The organism is Methanocaldococcus jannaschii DSM 2661 (assembly GCF_000091665.1).
GTDB classification, from domain to species: domain Archaea; phylum AGJL01; class Methanococci; order Methanococcales; family Methanocaldococcaceae; genus Methanocaldococcus; species Methanocaldococcus jannaschii.
The window spans coordinates 515,071-530,505 of the sequence record NC_000909.1 but is presented as its reverse complement, the minus strand read 5'-3'; the positions used below and the strand labels follow the sequence as shown (position 1 = coordinate 530,505).

Below are 15,435 nucleotides of genomic sequence, written 5' to 3'. Positions count from 1 at the left end.
ATTCAATAATTCATAATCAATAACTCATATATACCATCTTTTCTTTTATCTCCTTTGCAGTTAATCATCCTCTTAGCAACAACCTTTTTTATATTAAAGCCCTCATAAAGCTTTCCAAAGAAATCAACATTATAAGAGTTGCTTAACATCAACTTAGCCCCTCTTTTATCCAATTTTCTATAAAATTTTGCCAATCTAATTTGATCATCATCGTTAAAATCATACTTTGTATAGGATGTGAAGGAAGATGTTTTATTTAACGGCTTATATGGTGGATCGAAATAAACAAAGCTTTCAGCATCAACATACTCATCAACAATCTCAAAATCTCCACAGAGGATTTTAACGTTCTTTAATAATTTTGAAACATTTTTCAAATTTTGTTCATCAAAAATCTTTGGGTTTTTATACCTTCCATAAGGAACATTAAATTCTCCTTTTTTATTAACCCTATATAGCCCATTATAACATGTTTTATTTAAAAATATAAACTGTGCCACTCTTTTAACTTCATCACAATCATTCTTGTTTTTGTTAAAGTCATCTCTAACTTTATAATAAAATTCTTTCCTTTTTTCTTCATCCAATGATAAAAATTCATCCCTTAAGGATGATAACTCCTCAATTAATCTATCGACATCATTTTTAACAACTTTATAGCATAGCATCAAATCCTCGTTAATATCACTGATAATAACTTTTTTAAATTCGTATTTTTGTAAAAGGTAAAATAAAACTGCCCCTCCACCAACAAAGGGTTCTATATATTTTTTAATGTTTCCTTCCTTCAATTCTTTTGGTAAATTTTCTTCTATTTGACTTAAAATTTGTGTTTTTCCTCCAGCCCATTTTAAAAAAGGTTTAACTTCCATTTTATCCCAAAAAATTAGATTAACTGGCTTTAATCTTCCTTAAAACTTTAGATACATAACTTTCTATTCTCTCATTTATATTTTCTCTAAGCTCCTCAACCCTCTTAATATTTTCGCTACTTATATTTATCTCTTCCTCTATGTATGGGGTTTTCTCTAACACTTTTTTTCCAGCCAAGATATCAATATCTGTAAATGTCCCTAACAACTCTCTACCAGTTGCTAAAATCTCTTTCTCTATCCAATGAGCTTCCTTTGTTCCAAATACTGAAAATAATGGGAATTTGGTTATTACATTGGAGCCACTCATAATTAATGGGCTTATCATTGGAATTTTGTCAACCCAAACTCCAGTAATAATCTTAATCTTTGGGAAATTCAACCTAACAGAAGAAACCCAGTTCATATACTCTATTGTAGTTACTGATGGTTTGTTTTCATAAATAGTTCCTTTTTGTGGATTTAGAGAGTAGAAGGTAATTCTATTTAAATCCAACTCCTCAATTAAATTTAATAACTTCTCAATATCTTCCTCTTTTTCTCCTAATCCTAATATTATTGTTATCCCTGTCTTTAAACCCAATTCTTTAGCTTTTAATAAATTATCTTTAATCTTATCTAATGGCTTTCCTGGGCAAATCCAATCCCTATCTTTGCTTACAGTTTCAACAGCCCCTACAACTCCTTCAATTACATCCAAATTAATGTTGTCTAAATCAATAACTCCAACATTCAAATACTGCCTACATTTTTGAACATAAGCCACCATTTCAGCAATATCATTTATTTCTTTGGGTGTATAGCCATAACCACCAGAGATAAACTCTAATTTCCAACCAATTCTTTTCATTAAAATTGCCTCAGCTAAAACACTCTCCAATCTTCTTCTTGCCTTTCTTGGGTCTTTTATTTTGTTTTTCTGTGTAGCCATGTAGCAAAACTTACATGGCTGTTTTAGATTACAATACCAACCTAAAAAAAGAGCCCTCTCAAATGTAACTGTATTTCCGAAATGTTTTGTTGTTAATTTAAATGCCTTTCTTGCATTCTCCAATATTTCTTCAACCTTCATTTTCTCTCTCCCGATAGTCAATCTTCAAACTTCATTATTTAATAATGAACTTATAAGCTTTTGGCTTAAATAATAGAAAATTAATTATCTATTTGAAGATTGACTATTCTCAATATATTTCTCAATAACTTTTGGAGAAACTCTTGTTTGAATTCCTAATCTCTCTAATATTATGTTATTTAAAATAGCTTTTAATATCTCCTTACCTTCCTTTGATTCAGTAATCTCATTTAATTTTCTTGTAGTTGCTGGAGATTTTAATTTCTTTAAAACTTCTGCAATCTCTTCTTCTGTAATCCTTCCTTTTTTCTTTTGATATATTCCATCTGCAATCTCATACAACTTATTCATATCAAATGGCAAATATTCAGGGATTTTATTTAAAACTGTCTCATCTATTGATGCCAATAACCTCGCTATCTCAATATCTTCAGTATTTTCATCTATTTTTAATTTTTTCACTACGAACCATTTTTTATGCTTAGCCATAAACTCAATTTTATCTTCCACAATCTCACCAAAATAAAATTTTAGACTTAATTGAATGTTAAAAATGGATTATAAAATAAAAAAATAAACAAAAAAGATGGATGTTGAGATTTTACAGTTTATATAATAATCAATTTAAGACTTAGATGCGAAGGTTATCATTCTCTTTAATTAAGTCTCTATTAGGCAGTAACTAATTTCTTTAAGACAGGGTCTGTTACATCCTCTGGCTTTATTTCCTCAATATTTAAGATTTTTATTCTACTTCTTTTAACTTTGTATCTTCCTCCAAATTCAGAGTATAATATCTCTAAAGCATCTTCTGGTTTTAATGCTTTGTATTCCTTTCTAAAGTATAATGGGTCTTTACCTTTTTTGCTCATAATTCCAGTTATTCTAAATATCTTAGCCAAATTACCACCTCCTCATTCTTTACAAATCTTATAAATGTTTTGTGCAACACCTATCCATCTTAAGTAGGAATAGATAGATGCCTTTAATATAGAAATATCTTTAGCTTTAACATTTATCGTTATTATATTTTTATTTATTTCCATTGTGGCGGAGGATTTTATTTGAGAAGTTAAATGTTCCAAAAATATGGATTTATAGATAATTTCAGCCTCTTCCTCACTATCAAACTCCAATATTAACTCAAAAGAATTCATGAAAATCCCTTTATAAAAGGCTGTCAAACAACTTAATAGATTTTATTCTAATCAAAGGCCCTATTTTAACTCTCCCTTTATAAAATTGTATAGCAAATAGATATTTTGGGTCTTTTTCCAACCTCAATGTTATATCACTATCCTCATTAATATTTAAATGTTGGAATAAAAATTCATCATAAATTTCATAGTATTTTTGAAATTCCTCGTTATCTTTAAGTTCTCTACTTATTTTTATTCTTATTCCATCATCATTATATATTTTCTCTCCACAAATCTCTCTCTGTAATTTAACAGAGATAAAGCTTGATAGTCTTTTTTCATTTTCAACATCATAAACAACTAAAGTTCCAGGGTTAGCTTTAAACTCACCAATTAAAAGAACATGCTTATCAATTTCAAAAATCTCCTTTAATGAAAGCTTCCCTCTCTGAACATAGGGAATATTTAAAGTTCTCTCTAAATCTCTCGCAAAACTTCTTGTTCTTTGGGAGGGTTTTCTTGAAGTTGTTAGTATCATTTTATCTCGCCTTTACATGTTTAACTACTTTTGGTCTAAGTTTAACCAATATCTTATAACTGCAGTGAGGACATCTTGCTCTTTTTCCCAGCTCTTCAAGTTTTATTATCTTTTTACAGTTTAAACACTTGTATTCTACCATATACATCCCCAAAAATAAAAGTTATAAAAATTTATAAAATAATAATGCTAAATAATGAAAAGTTATTCTTCTTTTCTCTCAACAATTCTTCTAATTGCCTTCATAACAGCCTTTCCTGCACCTGTTTCTGGTGTGTATGCTCCTCCAGCTATCTTAGCTCCACACTTTCCACAAACCCATATTGATGTTGAAGCTCTCTTTAATTTTGGAAATCCACAGACAGGACATTTATATTTCTTTTTAGCTTTAATTTCAACATCTCTAACTCTAACTCTTATTTTTAAACCATATCTTGGTCCAAATCTTCCTGTTGGACCTACTTTCTTTGTGTGGCTGAACATACTCTCTCACCTCGTCTTTAATATCTATTTAATATCTATAAATTATTCACTGTATTTCTTAACAACCTTTGTTTGGACATTTCCTTTGGTTATTTTATTTAGATGAGCATAAAACTCCGCTTCAATACCACTTGGTATTTCAATTAATACAATTAGAGAACCATCTGGCTGCCATTCTTCCTGCTTAACAGCTCCAAATTGGTATAAAGCATTATATGCCTTAGAAGCGAATTCTGCTGGGATTTTAACAGCGATATCTCTCTTTTCAAATCTAATAGGTAGAACTTTTTTAAGCTTTTTAACAATTTCAGGGACTTGTTCTTCAGCACTTTTATAAATGTCTATGTTAATTCTTAACTCTTCCATTGCCTTTTCAATTCTATGCGGTGGATGTGGAGTATCTGTTTGAGGGTTTATTGTGTTTCTACTAATTATGGTTATAATTTGCCTCTTTTTTTGTTCTCTAATTTCTTCTCTCTGCTTAGCAGTTAATTGAACTTGACCTTTTAATATAATTTTTTTAGCAATTTCTTTAACATCTGTTGTTCCAAATATTTTTGATAGTAACTCTTCAGGGGCTTTCTCCCCTTTACTTGCATCTCTAAATACAACTTCAATAGCTAAAAGCTCATCAAAATCTACATTTTGCCCTTCTTTAAGCTTAGCCGCTAAATATGGGTCAACTAAAATTTCAAATTTTTCGCCATGGGATGTATATCTTGCTATTACTGCCTCTTCTAAGGACACCATAATATCCCTCCCCACATTATATAAATGTTTCGGCTAAGGGTTTTGAATTTATAAAAATTACTTTAGTGAGAGTGAGTAGGATACTCCCAAATAATATTAATACTCTAAAAATAATTTAAAATAGTTGGATTTAAAAATTTTACTATAATTTATTCTTCTTGTTTTTCTTTAGTTTCTTCTCTATTCTCTTCCTCTTTCTTATTTTCTTCATTTAATTTCTTTTTAACTTTTTCTATAAGTTTTTTTATCTCTTCCACAGGAATTTTTTTAAATTGTGCGTCTTTAACCGTTATGATACAAACATCAACATTTTCAGGTTTTATGTCTTCGTTTGCTTTTGTTAAAGCAGTTATAGCTAATTCCAAACCTTCATCTAATGTTATATCATCTCTATACTCTTTCTCCAATAATTCCATAACTACGGGTCTTCCACTACCTATTGCTGTTGCTTTATATTCAATTAAAGCCCCACTTGGGTCTGTTTCAAATAATCTTGCTTCATTTTTGTCTATTCCAGCAATTAATAATGAAACTCCAAACGGTCTAACTCCACCATGTTGAGTATAAGCTTGTTTAATATCACAAATCTTTTTAGCCAGCATTTCAATTGATATTTCCTCTCCATAAGTTAATCTGTAAATTTGGGCTTCTAATCTCGCTCTATCTATTAAAACTCTCGCATCAGCTACCAATCCAGAGGTAGCAGCAGCAACGTGGTCGTCAATTTGGAATATCTTTTCTATTGACCTGATTTTTACGAGTTTGCTTGTTATTCTTCTATCTACCGCTAAAACTACACCATCTTTACAGGCAATACCTATCGCTGTTGTCCCTCTTCTCACTGCCTCTCTTGCATACTCTACTTGATATAATCTACCTTCTGGGCTAAACACTGTAATAGCCCTATCATAAGCACTTGGAGGTACCATTTGCATAAAATATCACCATTATAAGTATTTTAAAGTAGTTAAATAATTAGCTTAATGTTTTTAACTAATTCATCTCATTATAATATCTTATTATTTTTATTCTTTTCTTTTTTATTTTTATTTTTATAGTCTTATTTTATATGGTTGTGTTAAGTATTGACATAACCATAAATTATATATATGAGATATAGGATTATAATAAAAGTGGTGATATGGAATGAAGAAGGTTGTTATATCTGATGAAGCTAAGAAATTCATCTTAGATAAGTTAAAGAAAGCTAATCAGGATAAAGTAGTTATATACTTTGAAGGATTTGCTTGAGGAGGTCCTAAGTTTGGAATAGCTATCGCCCACCCCAACGAAAATGATAAATTAATTTACGATAATGAATTTAAAGTTTATATTGACCCCATAGCAGATCAATGGCTTGATGAAGTTAATATCTCATTGAGAAGGTCAATATTTGGAAAGTATCTTAAGATAGAAGGTAGTAGTGAGTGCTAACCGGGAACCCAATTTTGGGACCGGTTAGCTTCTATTATTGTGTGGATTTATCTGTTTTTTCAGAAATAAATTAAATTTATTTAATTATTCTTGCATCACCTATACATCCTCCCTCTTTTTCATTAAAGACAAATACTGGGTTTAAATCAAGCTCTTTAATCTCTTTGTGAATATCCATAAATACTCCAATCTTTATTAGGGTATCAACAATAAAGTTAATATCTCTCTTAGGTCTTCCTCTAACGCCTTCTAAGACTTTATAGGATTTCAATTCCCTCAACATCTCATGAGCAAAGTCCCTTGTTATTGGCGAAATGCCAAAAGATACATCTTTTAAAACCTCAACAAATACTCCTCCTAACCCAACCATAACTACAGAGCCAAAAATATCATCCCTCTTAGCCCCTATTATAATTTCCATCATATCTTTCTCAATGAACTCTTCAACTAACACTCCCTCTATAATTAAATTATCAATGCCCATTCTTTTTGCATATTCCTTAGCATTTTCAATTAATTTTTTAAATGCCTCTTTAGGATTTTTTGGATTTATTATAACTCCTCCTGCCTCCGTTTTATGTATTATTTGTGGTGAGACAATTTTCATTACGCATTTACCTAATTTTTTGCAATATTCTAAAGCTTCATCTTCATTTTTAGCTAAATAGCCCTTAGGAACTGGAAGACCATAAATGCTTAATAATTTTTTAGCAGTGTATTCATTTGGATTTGATAATAATTCTTTAATAATTTCTTTATTTTCTTCAGTAATTTTTATGAACTCTTCTTTAATATTTTCTAAGTATTCATCATAATCTTCCTTAACTTTCATTAAGCTATATTTATAGAGATGAGATAGGGCTTTGACACCATTTTCTGGAGTTATGTATGCAGGGATTCCATTCTTCCTTAAATAACTTTTAGCTCCTTTAACTGAAACTCCTCCAACAAATGAAGTAATTAACGGTTTATTTTTAAATTCTTTATGGGAATTTTTAACTTCTATAATAGATTTAGCAACTTCTAATGGTTTTGTCATCTCTTGTGGAGTTAAGATAACTAAAAGCCCCTTAACATTGCTATCTTCAGCTAAAACTTCTATAACCTTTTTATATCTCTCTGGTGTGGCATCTCCTATAATATCCAATGGATTTGATATATTGGCAGTTGGTGGCAGAATATTTTTAAGCTTTTCTATTGTTGATTTTTCAAAGTTAGATAGCTTCATGTTATAATCAACACAGCTATCAGCTGCTAAAACTCCAAATCCTCCTGCATTTGTTATTATTCCAATTTCATTTGAGCTTATTGTTGGCTGTGTTGAGAATAAATGGATTAAATCAACTAACTCCTCAAACGTATATGCCCTAATTATCCCAGCTTCTTTAAACGCTGCCTCATAGATAACATCTTCTCCAGCTAAAGAGCCAGTGTGGGATTTTGCCGCTTTCTTTCCTACTTCAGTTCTTCCAGATTTTAGGGCAATTATTGGCTTTTTCTTAGATAATTTTTTAGCTACTTTTAAAAATCTCTTATCCTTTAATCCTTCTATGTATAAAACAACTATCTTAGTATCTTCATCATCTAAAAAATACTCTAATAAATCACTTTCCTGAATATCAGCTTTATTTCCAATGCTAACAACTTTAGAAAAGCCAATATTCAATAAAGGGGCTATGTCTAATATGGCATTTAAAACAGCCCCACTTTGTGAGATTATTGAAACTCCTCCTTTTGGAGGAAATACCTTCGCAAATGTGGCATTTAAGTTTATATGGGTGTTCATTATACCTAAACAATTAGGCCCTATAATTCTTATGTTGTATCTTTTTGCTATTTCTTTAATTTTATTTTCCAACTCATAATTTCCTACTTCTGAAAAGCCAGCTGTAATAATTACAGCCCCTTTAACCCCTTTTTTTCCACATTCTTCCAATACCTTAGGAACAACAATATTTGGAACTACTATAACTGCCAAATCTATGTCATCCTCAACGTCCAAAACTGATTTATAGCATTTTATTCCGAATATTTCATCATATTTTGGATTTATGGGATAGATTTTTCCATTAAAGTCTTTTAAATTTTTCATTATTGCATATCCAACCTTTCCTTCAGTTTTTGAAGCTCCAATAATAGCAACTGATTTTGGATAGGAAATATATTTAAGCTCATAATCCCTCCCCCACATTTTTCAGAGAAAAATTTTTATAGTGATTTTTAATATTCTAATTATTATCTCTTTTAACATTTATATACTCTCACCTCCTAAACAAATAACGATTATGGAGGTGAGATTTTATGAGATTAAAAGCTATAAAAATAACAAGTAGAGATGGGGAAACATTCTTTAAATGTCCAAGATGTGGAAAAATTTTCAGATATTCAAAAGATTACACAAGACATGTAAATAAAGCTCACGGCCATCTCTTTAAAAAAGAATAAAGTTATTCTTTATAAATAAGATTTCCATCTTCATTTTCCACTATTTTTGGATGTAACTTTAGAAAAGATTTTATTGCTGGTGGTATATTCCATTCAACACCATGAACAAGTTTATCCCAATTTTCAACAAACCTCTTTTTCCCTAAAACCTCATCCAACTTTCCTCTCAATTTTTCAATAACTATTTTATCCTTGGTAAAGCTTTTTATCCTATAAGCCCCTCTTTTTGTTTTGGAGTAAAAAATCTTATCCTCATCATAGTAATTTTTTGCTATCTCTAACAACTCTCTCCAGACCTCTTTAGGTCTCACACTATCACCAAATTAAGATTTAACTAATTACTATTAAAGTATTGTAGGTGATTATATGTATTTTTTGATTCAGCAGAGAAAGGAAGAAAGTGAAAAAAATTTGAAAGAAAAATTAAAAAGATATAGAAAAAAATTAAGAGACAGCAGAATTAAAGAAAAGCTAAAAGAAATGCCATTAAACATGAATAAATACTTAACTGATGCTTATACAGGAGGAATTATTAAAAAATATCCAGAGGATTTTATTGTTGAAGAGATAACTCCAGAAGGAATTATTTTAGAAGTTGGAAAGAGTATAGAATTTAAAGATGAAGAAAATTGGAAGGGAAATTATATACACTTCACATTAGAGAAGAGGAATTGGACAACTTTAGATGCCATTAGAGAAATAGCAAACAGAGTAGGAAAGCAGAGAAAGCATTTTGGATTTGCTGGCAATAAGGATAAATATGCCGTAACTACTCAAAGAGTGGGCTGTTTTAATGTAAAGTTAGAAGATTTAATGAAAGTTAAGATTAAAGGCATAATATTGAGAGATTTCCAAAAAACAAATAGAAAAATAAGGTTGGGGGATTTGTGGGGGAATAGATTTACTATAAGAGTTAGAGAGCCTGAGCTTAAAGGAAAAGAATTGGAAGAAGCTTTAAATAAGTTATGTAAGCTAAAATACTTCTTAAATTACTATGGTGTTCAAAGGTTTGGAACTACAAGGCCAATAACTCACATAGTTGGGAGGTTTATTATAGAGAGAGACTGGGAGGGAGCTTTCCATGCATATTGTGGAACTCCCCTTCCTTACGATGACAAAAAATCAAAGTTGGCAAGGGAGTTGGTGGATGAAGAGAATTTTAAAGAGGCGTATAAAAAATTCCCAAAGGCTTTCTTTTATGAAAGAAGGATGATTAAAGCTTATATAGAAACTGGGAGCTATCAAAAGGCATTTATGATTCTTCCACCATACTTAAGGTGCATGTTTATAAATGCTTATCAATCCTATTTATTCAATGAGATAATCAATAGAAGGTTTGAGTATGGCTTTGAACCTATGGAAGGGGATATTTTAATTGATAATGTGCCGAGTGGGGCATTGTTTGGATATAAAACAAGGTTTGCATCTGGAATACAAGGAGAGATTGAGAGAGAGATTTATGAGAGAGAAAATCTAAGTCCAGAGGATTTCAAGATTGGTGAGTTTGGTTCATTTATTGGAGATAGAAGGGCGATGATTGGAAAAATATACAATATGAAATATTGGATTGAAGATGACAGCTATGTTTTGCAGTTTTGTTTAAAAAAAGGAAATTATGCAACCTCTGTTTTGAGGGAGTTTATAGAAAAGAAGGATTAAAAGATTCAGTAAGAAGTTTTAGGAAAATAATAAAAATAATAAAAGGAAAAATTATTGTGGGATTTAAATATCTCTTAAAAAATTAGGAAAATAAAAAAATAAGCCCCCAATGGTGTTGCCATGGTTAATGAATATAAAGCACACTCTTCATTCATACTTAAGGTTGTCATTACACTTATTGGTTATTGGATTGCTTCGATATTAGCAATTATTATTTATTCAATGTTTTTTAAAATAGAGACTAACACCTTTTTATTGTGTTTATTACTTCCAACGCCCATAATCTGGTTCAATATTTTAATTGGAATGGGTTTAACCTATAGATGTATGGAAAACTTAACCATTTATGATAAGCATAAACTCTGGTGTGTATTTGTCAGAGATTTAACACTAACAATATTGGCTACAATATTAGCAACATTAACCACAATGGAATTATATCAAATAGAACACCCATTAAAACCAATCGAATTCGTATTCATTGTAGGATTAGTTTTAATCGTAGGATTTACAATAATAACAACCTTAATTATCAAATACCTAAAAATCATAAAAAATCTAAAGAAAATAAGTAAAAATTAATTTGCATCCTTCATATCTTTCTCAAACTTGCTAAAATAATAGTAAAATATTGCCATAACTCCACATATAAAAACAAGTATTGCTATAACTCCAATAATCAATGGATTAAGTTCCATACTCATCAACCTCTATTTTTTACTCATACTTATTTGATGTATTTAAAATAATTTTTGGTTATGAAATTGTATTTTTAGGGGCTACAACTTACAAACTGCTTCTGGAGTTGTATCCTTTAGTGTAGGAACGACTTTGATAATAGTAGATACAGTAGCAATATTTTTTACTGTTTGGGTATTTTCAGCCATATTATACGATATTTACAAAAAATTAAAATAAGTTAATCCTCTATCATCTTTCTACCACCTAATTTAAAATACCAGATATATAATCCTACTACAAAACTTATGATAACTGCAAAAGAAAGTATTGAAACTAATAAAAATAAGCTTTCTCCTTCCATATTATTACCTCATTATTTCTTAATTTTAATGAAATCACCTAATGTAAATCCATCTTCATCTCTACCACCATAATATGAAGTTTCTTCCCCAATACTTTCAGTTAAGCTTATTTTTAACTCTTTCTCTAATATTTTAATTTCTTTTTCATTTGGTTCTAACTCATACCTTTCAAATTTTTGTAAAGTACTTGCTTTCATTTTAAGTTTTTTAGCAAGTTCTTCTATTGATAAACCTCTCTTTTCTCTTGCTTCTCTAATAACATCCCCATAATCCTCTCTTAACATTGGTAAAGTATCAAATATATCTCTTCTTCTTTTAATAGGCTTTTTAACTTGTTTATTAGTAGTTATTGTTCCTTTTCCTATTATAGTTTTTTTACCTAATCTTGAATATGTTTTTGGACTTTTGCCAAATTTAGCACACTCTTTACAGACATTCATTTCAGAGCCTTCAATAATTACCTTGTAAAGCTTATCTGTAAGCTTTCCGCATAACTCACACATTTGCATAATACTATCCCTCAAAAATTTAATAACATTTATATACTTTGGATAACATTAGTTTATATTGTTGGGTATAAATAACTAACTGGTGAAAATATGGAAAGGGAAAAATTAATAAAAAAGCTTCTTCATACTTTACATCATACAGAGGAGCATTTTGAAGCTATACTAAACCAATTAAAAGAACTTGGCTTAGAAACTAAGGATTACGAAGAGCTATACAACAAATTAAAAGAATTAAATGAGAAGGTTAAAAAAGAGTTATAAATTTTTAATACTTTTTTATTATAAATTTAACTGCCAAACCAATTAATATCCATCCATACATTGAGATTGGTATAGTTATTAAAGGGCTGTAGTAAAAGCTTCCTTCTGCGCATTCGGGAACGATAAATTTAATATAGACAAATAAAGGCAGTGCTAAGATATTAAATAACCAATTCGGAATTTTAAATTGTAAGAATGGGACTATCAACCCAAATATTGCCAAGAATAACAAAAACTTATCTTTTCTAAGAATCCATAATGTAGCTAAAATTATCCCTAAAATTAAGATTGAGATAGCAATAAACCATTTCATAACCTTATTGTTATATTCCCAAATCTCTTCCTGCATTTTCCAATACTCTTCACTTTGGATATATGCCAAAGTTTCATTATATTTTAGATTTTGAGATTTTAATTCATGCTGTTTCTCTATCAATTGTTTTAGTTTCTCTTTATATTCTTCAATCCTCTCATCGTTTGGATTTTTACTCTCTAATTCTTTTAATTTTACAGTAAGTTCATTAATTTCTTTGCTGTAATTTGAGATATTGTCATCTATAGCATTTACTAATGATAAATTAGAAAATACAATTAAAAGTATTAAAAAAGCTAATTTTTTCATTTCTTCACCAAATATTATCTTATCTGAGGATTATTCCAGCTATATAGCCACATATTGTTGAGAATATAACAACTAAACCCAAATATGTTAAAGCCTTCGTCTTTCCTAAGACTTTTGAGATGGTTAAGACTGTTGGAATACTCAAACTTGGTCCAGCTAACAGCAGAGCCATTGCCGGCCCTACACCCATACCAAGCTCCATCAATGCCTTTATAATTGGCACTTCTGTTAATGTGGCGAAATACATCAAAGCTCCAATAAATGAGGCAATAAAGTTGGCAGTTATGGAGTTTCCTCCTACATAGGTTGCTATATAACTTGGTGGGATAATTGCCTTAATAGCTCCAGCTATGGCAACTCCAATAATTAGCAGTGGAAAGACAATCTTTAGCAGTGTAAAGCTCTCTCTGAGCCAGTTCTTAATCTCCTCATCTTTAAACCAGATTTTTGTTGTTACAGCCAAGATAATCCCAAGTATTATAAATAGCAGATGCTTTAATAAAAATCCATCGTATAGAGGCATTGATAACGTTGGAAACAGCTTGGGTGAGGCGGTAATTACCAACAACATGATAAACTGCAGAGCAAAGAATGTTATTGTTTGATATAGAGGCCTATCTGATATTTTATCTGCCTTTGGGACTCTTAAAGCTCTCTTTTTCTCATGGCTTTTAAATATTATCTCCATTGATAAACCAATAAGTATTGAGACTACTACTGCAAACACAGCCCTTAAAAATCCAATGTCCCATCCAAGCAATGCCGCTGAGTAAAATATAGCCAAAACATTTATTGCTGGCCCAGAGAACAAGAATGTTGTTGCTGGCCCTATTCCAGCTCCTCTTTTGTAAATACTGGCAAATAATGGAAGGATAGTGCAAGAACAGACAGCTAATAAGCTACCACTAACAGCAGCTACAGTATAGGATATGTATTTTGGTGTGTTTGAACCGAAATATTTTATAATAAAGTTCTTGTTAATCATTGAAGCAATGCCTCCAGCCATTAAGAAAGCCATCAATAAGGCTAAGACTCTATTTACATTTAAATAATCGATGATTGTGTTTATCATAACATTAATAATGTTCATTATAAAGCTCATAACATCCATTTTCATCCCCTCCTAATTCTCCTTCTTCCTTTTAATGAAGTATAATCATGAACCATCTTTTCTCCACAATCTGGGCAGTTTGGAAGCTCTACCTCAGAAGCCATGCACGGGCAAACATCTACCTTATATCTCAACCTCTTTCCACACTTTGGACAGATTAAGTTCCAAACAATCATATTTTCACCACATAATCTATAAATTTGAGTTAATTAATCAAAATATTTATAAAAATAAATATAGGGTTATTCCTTATTGTCTCCACAGGTGCAAACAACTTCTCCTTTCTTAACCAATGTATGAGTTCCAAATACAATTGGAATCTCCAACTCTTCCATCAACTTCTTACAGATTTCATCAAAGTTTATGTATGGGCATTCTGGCTGTAAGAAGGTGCAGTTTGCTATATGAATAGCTTCAGCTCCAGCAGCAGTTTTTAATAGCTTTACTCTCATTGGAAATCTCCTTCCAGGACAACCCCCACAGGTTGTAAATGCAACTAACTCAACATCTTTGTATCTTTCAAAAGCTCCACTCTTCTCATTTATTGCTTTAAAGCAAGATACGCATGCCTCTTTCCCAGGACATCCCATTTCAACCATTTTTTGACATGCGATAATTGCCACTTTCATTATTTCCCCTCTAAGTAACTTTTTAACTCTTCCTTAATTTCCTCAACAGAGGGAATTTTTCCTTCAAAGACAATTACATCGTCAAATGCTACTCCAGGTGTAACAAAAACCCATTCAGCTATCTCATTGACATCTGTAACTTTAACAATCTCTGCATCTATGCCAAGTTCTTCTACTGCTTTTTTAACGTTCTCGTATGTTTGGTTACATTTTGGACAGCCCGTTCCGAATATCCTTATCACTACCATAACCCTCACCAATTAGTGTCTTTCAAAATTAATAAATTTATTAAGGAAAATTTGAACACCTTCCTAAAGGAAGGCGTTCATTAATACCTTAAGGTATTACAAAATGTTTTGAAAGACACTAAATATTATTGGGTTTTAAAAGTAATATTTATAGTTTTCGATTAATTGATATATTTTAATATTTTTAAAAAGAATTCAAATATTTGGATAATATTTCAGTAAATTTTATATATTTTCTCGCATAAGCGTTGTAATATTGAAGAATGACGAAAATTTTAAAGGTGAAATTAATGAAAATAGCTCTACCTATAGATAACAATCGGCTATCTCCACACTTTGGAAGGTGTGAAAAATTCATGATTGTAGAGATTGAAAATGGAGAGATAAAAAATAAAGAGATCATTGAAAACACTGCAAGAAATGGCATGCATGGAGTTGGAACTACATCAGCCTCATTAATTGCAAATATGGGTGTAAATGCCATAATAGTCCAAAATATAGGACCTAAGGCATACAGTGTTTTTAAACAGCTTGGCATTGATGTTTATAAAGCTAATACAACATCTATTGATGAATGCATAAAGCTATTTTTAGAAGGAAAATTAGAAAAATTTGAGTGA

General features: G+C 30.5%; 25 protein-coding genes. 6 read left to right on the top strand and 19 right to left on the bottom strand.

The features are described 5' to 3' along the window. Nucleotides 1–2: 2 nt before the first annotated feature. The 10 genes from MJ_RS03160 to psmA form a co-directional block, all read right to left on the bottom strand. The gene (locus MJ_RS03160) at nucleotides 3–872 is read right to left on the bottom strand and encodes a DNA adenine methylase (protein ID WP_010870102.1); all 870 of its coding nucleotides are present in this window, start codon (nucleotides 870–872) and stop codon (nucleotides 3–5) included. 19 nt (nucleotides 873–891) lie between these two features. After that, nucleotides 892–1,944 carry a radical SAM protein gene (locus MJ_RS03155; RefSeq protein WP_064496555.1) on the bottom strand — a complete coding sequence of 351 codons (1,053 nt, stop codon included), beginning with the start codon at nucleotides 1,942–1,944 and terminating at the stop codon, nucleotides 892–894. An 84-nt stretch (nucleotides 1,945–2,028) separates the two neighbouring features. Beyond that, nucleotides 2,029–2,454 carry a DUF2666 domain-containing protein gene (locus MJ_RS03150; RefSeq protein ID WP_010870100.1) on the bottom strand — a complete coding sequence of 142 codons (426 nt, stop codon included), beginning with the start codon at nucleotides 2,452–2,454 and terminating at the stop codon, nucleotides 2,029–2,031. Nucleotides 2,455–2,615: 161 nt separating this feature from the next. After that, nucleotides 2,616–2,846, bottom strand: a complete 231-nt coding sequence (gene rpl18a / locus MJ_RS03145; protein WP_010870099.1) for a 50S ribosomal protein L18Ae — start codon at nucleotides 2,844–2,846, stop codon at nucleotides 2,616–2,618. Between the two features lie 12 nt (nucleotides 2,847–2,858). Continuing rightward, a complete protein-coding gene (locus tag MJ_RS03140; protein ID WP_064496554.1) occupies nucleotides 2,859–3,101 on the bottom strand; it encodes a KEOPS complex subunit Pcc1 in 243 nt (80 codons plus the stop codon). Nucleotides 3,102–3,111: 10 nt separating this feature from the next. After that, complete coding sequence (locus tag MJ_RS03135; protein WP_010870098.1) at nucleotides 3,112–3,621, bottom strand: rRNA maturation protein; 510 nt, start codon at nucleotides 3,619–3,621, stop codon at nucleotides 3,112–3,114. 1 nt (nucleotide 3,622) lies between these two features. Further along, nucleotides 3,623–3,763, bottom strand: coding sequence for a DNA-directed RNA polymerase subunit P (locus MJ_RS03130; protein WP_064496553.1), 141 nt, complete (start codon nucleotides 3,761–3,763; stop codon nucleotides 3,623–3,625). Nucleotides 3,764–3,825: 62 nt separating this feature from the next. Beyond that, the gene (gene rpl37A / locus MJ_RS03125; RefSeq protein WP_010870097.1) at nucleotides 3,826–4,104 is read right to left on the bottom strand and encodes a 50S ribosomal protein L37Ae; all 279 of its coding nucleotides are present in this window, start codon (nucleotides 4,102–4,104) and stop codon (nucleotides 3,826–3,828) included. A gap of 42 nt (nucleotides 4,105–4,146) precedes the next feature. Continuing rightward, nucleotides 4,147–4,854 carry a ribosome assembly factor SBDS gene (locus MJ_RS03120; protein ID WP_064496552.1) on the bottom strand — a complete coding sequence of 236 codons (708 nt, stop codon included), beginning with the start codon at nucleotides 4,852–4,854 and terminating at the stop codon, nucleotides 4,147–4,149. Between the two features lie 149 nt (nucleotides 4,855–5,003). After that, nucleotides 5,004–5,789, bottom strand: coding sequence for an archaeal proteasome endopeptidase complex subunit alpha (gene psmA / locus MJ_RS03115; protein ID WP_010870095.1), 786 nt, complete (start codon nucleotides 5,787–5,789; stop codon nucleotides 5,004–5,006). Between the two features lie 211 nt (nucleotides 5,790–6,000). On the opposite strand from psmA, the gene MJ_RS03110 reads away from it, so the two are divergent. Beyond that, nucleotides 6,001–6,288 (top strand): HesB-like protein, encoded by a 288-nt coding sequence (locus tag MJ_RS03110; RefSeq protein ID WP_083774540.1) that lies wholly within the window; start codon nucleotides 6,001–6,003, stop codon nucleotides 6,286–6,288. A 76-nt stretch (nucleotides 6,289–6,364) separates the two neighbouring features. Here MJ_RS03110 and acs read toward each other — a convergent pair whose 3' ends face one another. Then, on the bottom strand, nucleotides 6,365–8,479 hold the full coding sequence (gene acs / locus MJ_RS03105) for an acetate--CoA ligase alpha subunit (protein ID WP_010870094.1): 2,115 nt from the start codon (nucleotides 8,477–8,479) through the stop codon (nucleotides 6,365–6,367). A gap of 110 nt (nucleotides 8,480–8,589) precedes the next feature. Between acs and MJ_RS03100 the strand changes: the two genes are divergently transcribed. Beyond that, entirely contained in the window at nucleotides 8,590–8,733 is a 144-nt protein-coding gene (locus MJ_RS03100; RefSeq protein WP_064496551.1) for a C2H2-type zinc finger protein, read from the top strand. 2 nt (nucleotides 8,734–8,735) lie between these two features. Here the strand turns inward: MJ_RS03100 and MJ_RS03095 are convergent, their stop codons facing one another. Further along, nucleotides 8,736–9,044, bottom strand: coding sequence for a hypothetical protein (locus MJ_RS03095; RefSeq protein WP_010870093.1), 309 nt, complete (start codon nucleotides 9,042–9,044; stop codon nucleotides 8,736–8,738). Nucleotides 9,045–9,099: 55 nt separating this feature from the next. Between MJ_RS03095 and truD the strand changes: the two genes are divergently transcribed. After that, nucleotides 9,100–10,392, top strand: coding sequence for a tRNA pseudouridine(13) synthase TruD (gene truD / locus MJ_RS03090; RefSeq protein WP_010870092.1), 1,293 nt, complete (start codon nucleotides 9,100–9,102; stop codon nucleotides 10,390–10,392). Between the two features lie 120 nt (nucleotides 10,393–10,512). Continuing rightward, entirely contained in the window at nucleotides 10,513–10,974 is a 462-nt protein-coding gene (locus MJ_RS03085; protein WP_010870091.1) for a hypothetical protein, read from the top strand. A gap of 337 nt (nucleotides 10,975–11,311) precedes the next feature. Here MJ_RS03085 and MJ_RS09850 read toward each other — a convergent pair whose 3' ends face one another. Beyond that, complete coding sequence (locus MJ_RS09850; RefSeq protein WP_280109654.1) at nucleotides 11,312–11,434, bottom strand: hypothetical protein; 123 nt, start codon at nucleotides 11,432–11,434, stop codon at nucleotides 11,312–11,314. Nucleotides 11,435–11,446: 12 nt separating this feature from the next. After that, complete coding sequence (locus MJ_RS03080) at nucleotides 11,447–11,944, bottom strand: multiprotein bridging factor aMBF1 (protein ID WP_064496550.1); 498 nt, start codon at nucleotides 11,942–11,944, stop codon at nucleotides 11,447–11,449. A 90-nt stretch (nucleotides 11,945–12,034) separates the two neighbouring features. On the opposite strand from MJ_RS03080, the gene MJ_RS09585 reads away from it, so the two are divergent. Next, nucleotides 12,035–12,205: a hypothetical protein gene (locus MJ_RS09585; protein ID WP_162828714.1), complete on the top strand. Its 171-nt coding sequence runs from the start codon at nucleotides 12,035–12,037 to the stop codon at nucleotides 12,203–12,205. Between the two features lie 4 nt (nucleotides 12,206–12,209). Here the strand turns inward: MJ_RS09585 and MJ_RS03075 are convergent, their stop codons facing one another. From MJ_RS03075 to MJ_RS03060, 5 genes are all read right to left on the bottom strand, one after another. Continuing rightward, the gene (locus tag MJ_RS03075; RefSeq protein ID WP_010870089.1) at nucleotides 12,210–12,827 is read right to left on the bottom strand and encodes a hypothetical protein; all 618 of its coding nucleotides are present in this window, start codon (nucleotides 12,825–12,827) and stop codon (nucleotides 12,210–12,212) included. A 19-nt stretch (nucleotides 12,828–12,846) separates the two neighbouring features. Next, on the bottom strand, nucleotides 12,847–13,938 hold the full coding sequence (locus MJ_RS03070) for a permease (protein WP_064496549.1): 1,092 nt from the start codon (nucleotides 13,936–13,938) through the stop codon (nucleotides 12,847–12,849). 2 nt (nucleotides 13,939–13,940) lie between these two features. Then, nucleotides 13,941–14,114: a hypothetical protein gene (locus MJ_RS09580; RefSeq protein ID WP_010870087.1), complete on the bottom strand. Its 174-nt coding sequence runs from the start codon at nucleotides 14,112–14,114 to the stop codon at nucleotides 13,941–13,943. 66 nt (nucleotides 14,115–14,180) lie between these two features. Further along, entirely contained in the window at nucleotides 14,181–14,567 is a 387-nt protein-coding gene (locus MJ_RS03065) for a CGGC domain-containing protein (RefSeq protein ID WP_010870086.1), read from the bottom strand. Then, a complete protein-coding gene (locus MJ_RS03060; protein ID WP_064496548.1) occupies nucleotides 14,567–14,815 on the bottom strand; it encodes an MTH895/ArsE family thioredoxin-like protein in 249 nt (82 codons plus the stop codon). The genes MJ_RS03065 and MJ_RS03060 overlap by 1 nt, the downstream gene beginning before the upstream one ends. Before the next feature lie 290 nt (nucleotides 14,816–15,105). Between MJ_RS03060 and MJ_RS03055 the strand changes: the two genes are divergently transcribed. Further along, complete coding sequence (locus MJ_RS03055; protein WP_244409478.1) at nucleotides 15,106–15,435, top strand: NifB/NifX family molybdenum-iron cluster-binding protein; 330 nt, start codon at nucleotides 15,106–15,108, stop codon at nucleotides 15,433–15,435.

Coding starts and splice junctions, on each gene's coding strand:
- MJ_RS03160 (WP_010870102.1), bottom strand. CDS start 872: ATGGAAGTTAAACCTTTTTTAAAATGGGCTGGAGGAAAAACACAAATT.
- MJ_RS03155 (WP_064496555.1), bottom strand. CDS start 1,944: ATGAAGGTTGAAGAAATATTGGAGAATGCAAGAAAGGCATTTAAATTA.
- MJ_RS03140 (WP_064496554.1), bottom strand. CDS start 3,101: ATGAATTCTTTTGAGTTAATATTGGAGTTTGATAGTGAGGAAGAGGCT.
- MJ_RS03135 (WP_010870098.1), bottom strand. CDS start 3,621: ATGATACTAACAACTTCAAGAAAACCCTCCCAAAGAACAAGAAGTTTT.
- MJ_RS03130 (WP_064496553.1), bottom strand. CDS start 3,763: ATGGTAGAATACAAGTGTTTAAACTGTAAAAAGATAATAAAACTTGAA.
- rpl37A (WP_010870097.1), bottom strand. CDS start 4,104: ATGTTCAGCCACACAAAGAAAGTAGGTCCAACAGGAAGATTTGGACCA.
- MJ_RS03120 (WP_064496552.1), bottom strand. CDS start 4,854: ATGGTGTCCTTAGAAGAGGCAGTAATAGCAAGATATACATCCCATGGC.
- psmA (WP_010870095.1), bottom strand. CDS start 5,789: ATGCAAATGGTACCTCCAAGTGCTTATGATAGGGCTATTACAGTGTTT.
- acs (WP_010870094.1), bottom strand. CDS start 8,479: ATGTGGGGGAGGGATTATGAGCTTAAATATATTTCCTATCCAAAATCA.
- MJ_RS03100 (WP_064496551.1), top strand. CDS start 8,590: ATGAGATTAAAAGCTATAAAAATAACAAGTAGAGATGGGGAAACATTC.
- truD (WP_010870092.1), top strand. CDS start 9,100: ATGTATTTTTTGATTCAGCAGAGAAAGGAAGAAAGTGAAAAAAATTTG.
- MJ_RS03085 (WP_010870091.1), top strand. CDS start 10,513: ATGGTTAATGAATATAAAGCACACTCTTCATTCATACTTAAGGTTGTC.
- MJ_RS09850 (WP_280109654.1), bottom strand. CDS start 11,434: ATGGAAGGAGAAAGCTTATTTTTATTAGTTTCAATACTTTCTTTTGCA.
- MJ_RS03080 (WP_064496550.1), bottom strand. CDS start 11,944: ATGCAAATGTGTGAGTTATGCGGAAAGCTTACAGATAAGCTTTACAAG.
- MJ_RS09585 (WP_162828714.1), top strand. CDS start 12,035: ATGGAAAGGGAAAAATTAATAAAAAAGCTTCTTCATACTTTACATCAT.
- MJ_RS03075 (WP_010870089.1), bottom strand. CDS start 12,827: ATGAAAAAATTAGCTTTTTTAATACTTTTAATTGTATTTTCTAATTTA.
- MJ_RS03070 (WP_064496549.1), bottom strand. CDS start 13,938: ATGGATGTTATGAGCTTTATAATGAACATTATTAATGTTATGATAAAC.
- MJ_RS09580 (WP_010870087.1), bottom strand. CDS start 14,114: ATGATTGTTTGGAACTTAATCTGTCCAAAGTGTGGAAAGAGGTTGAGA.
- MJ_RS03065 (WP_010870086.1), bottom strand. CDS start 14,567: ATGAAAGTGGCAATTATCGCATGTCAAAAAATGGTTGAAATGGGATGT.
- MJ_RS03060 (WP_064496548.1), bottom strand. CDS start 14,815: ATGGTAGTGATAAGGATATTCGGAACGGGCTGTCCAAAATGTAACCAA.
- MJ_RS03055 (WP_244409478.1), top strand. CDS start 15,106: ATGAAAATAGCTCTACCTATAGATAACAATCGGCTATCTCCACACTTT.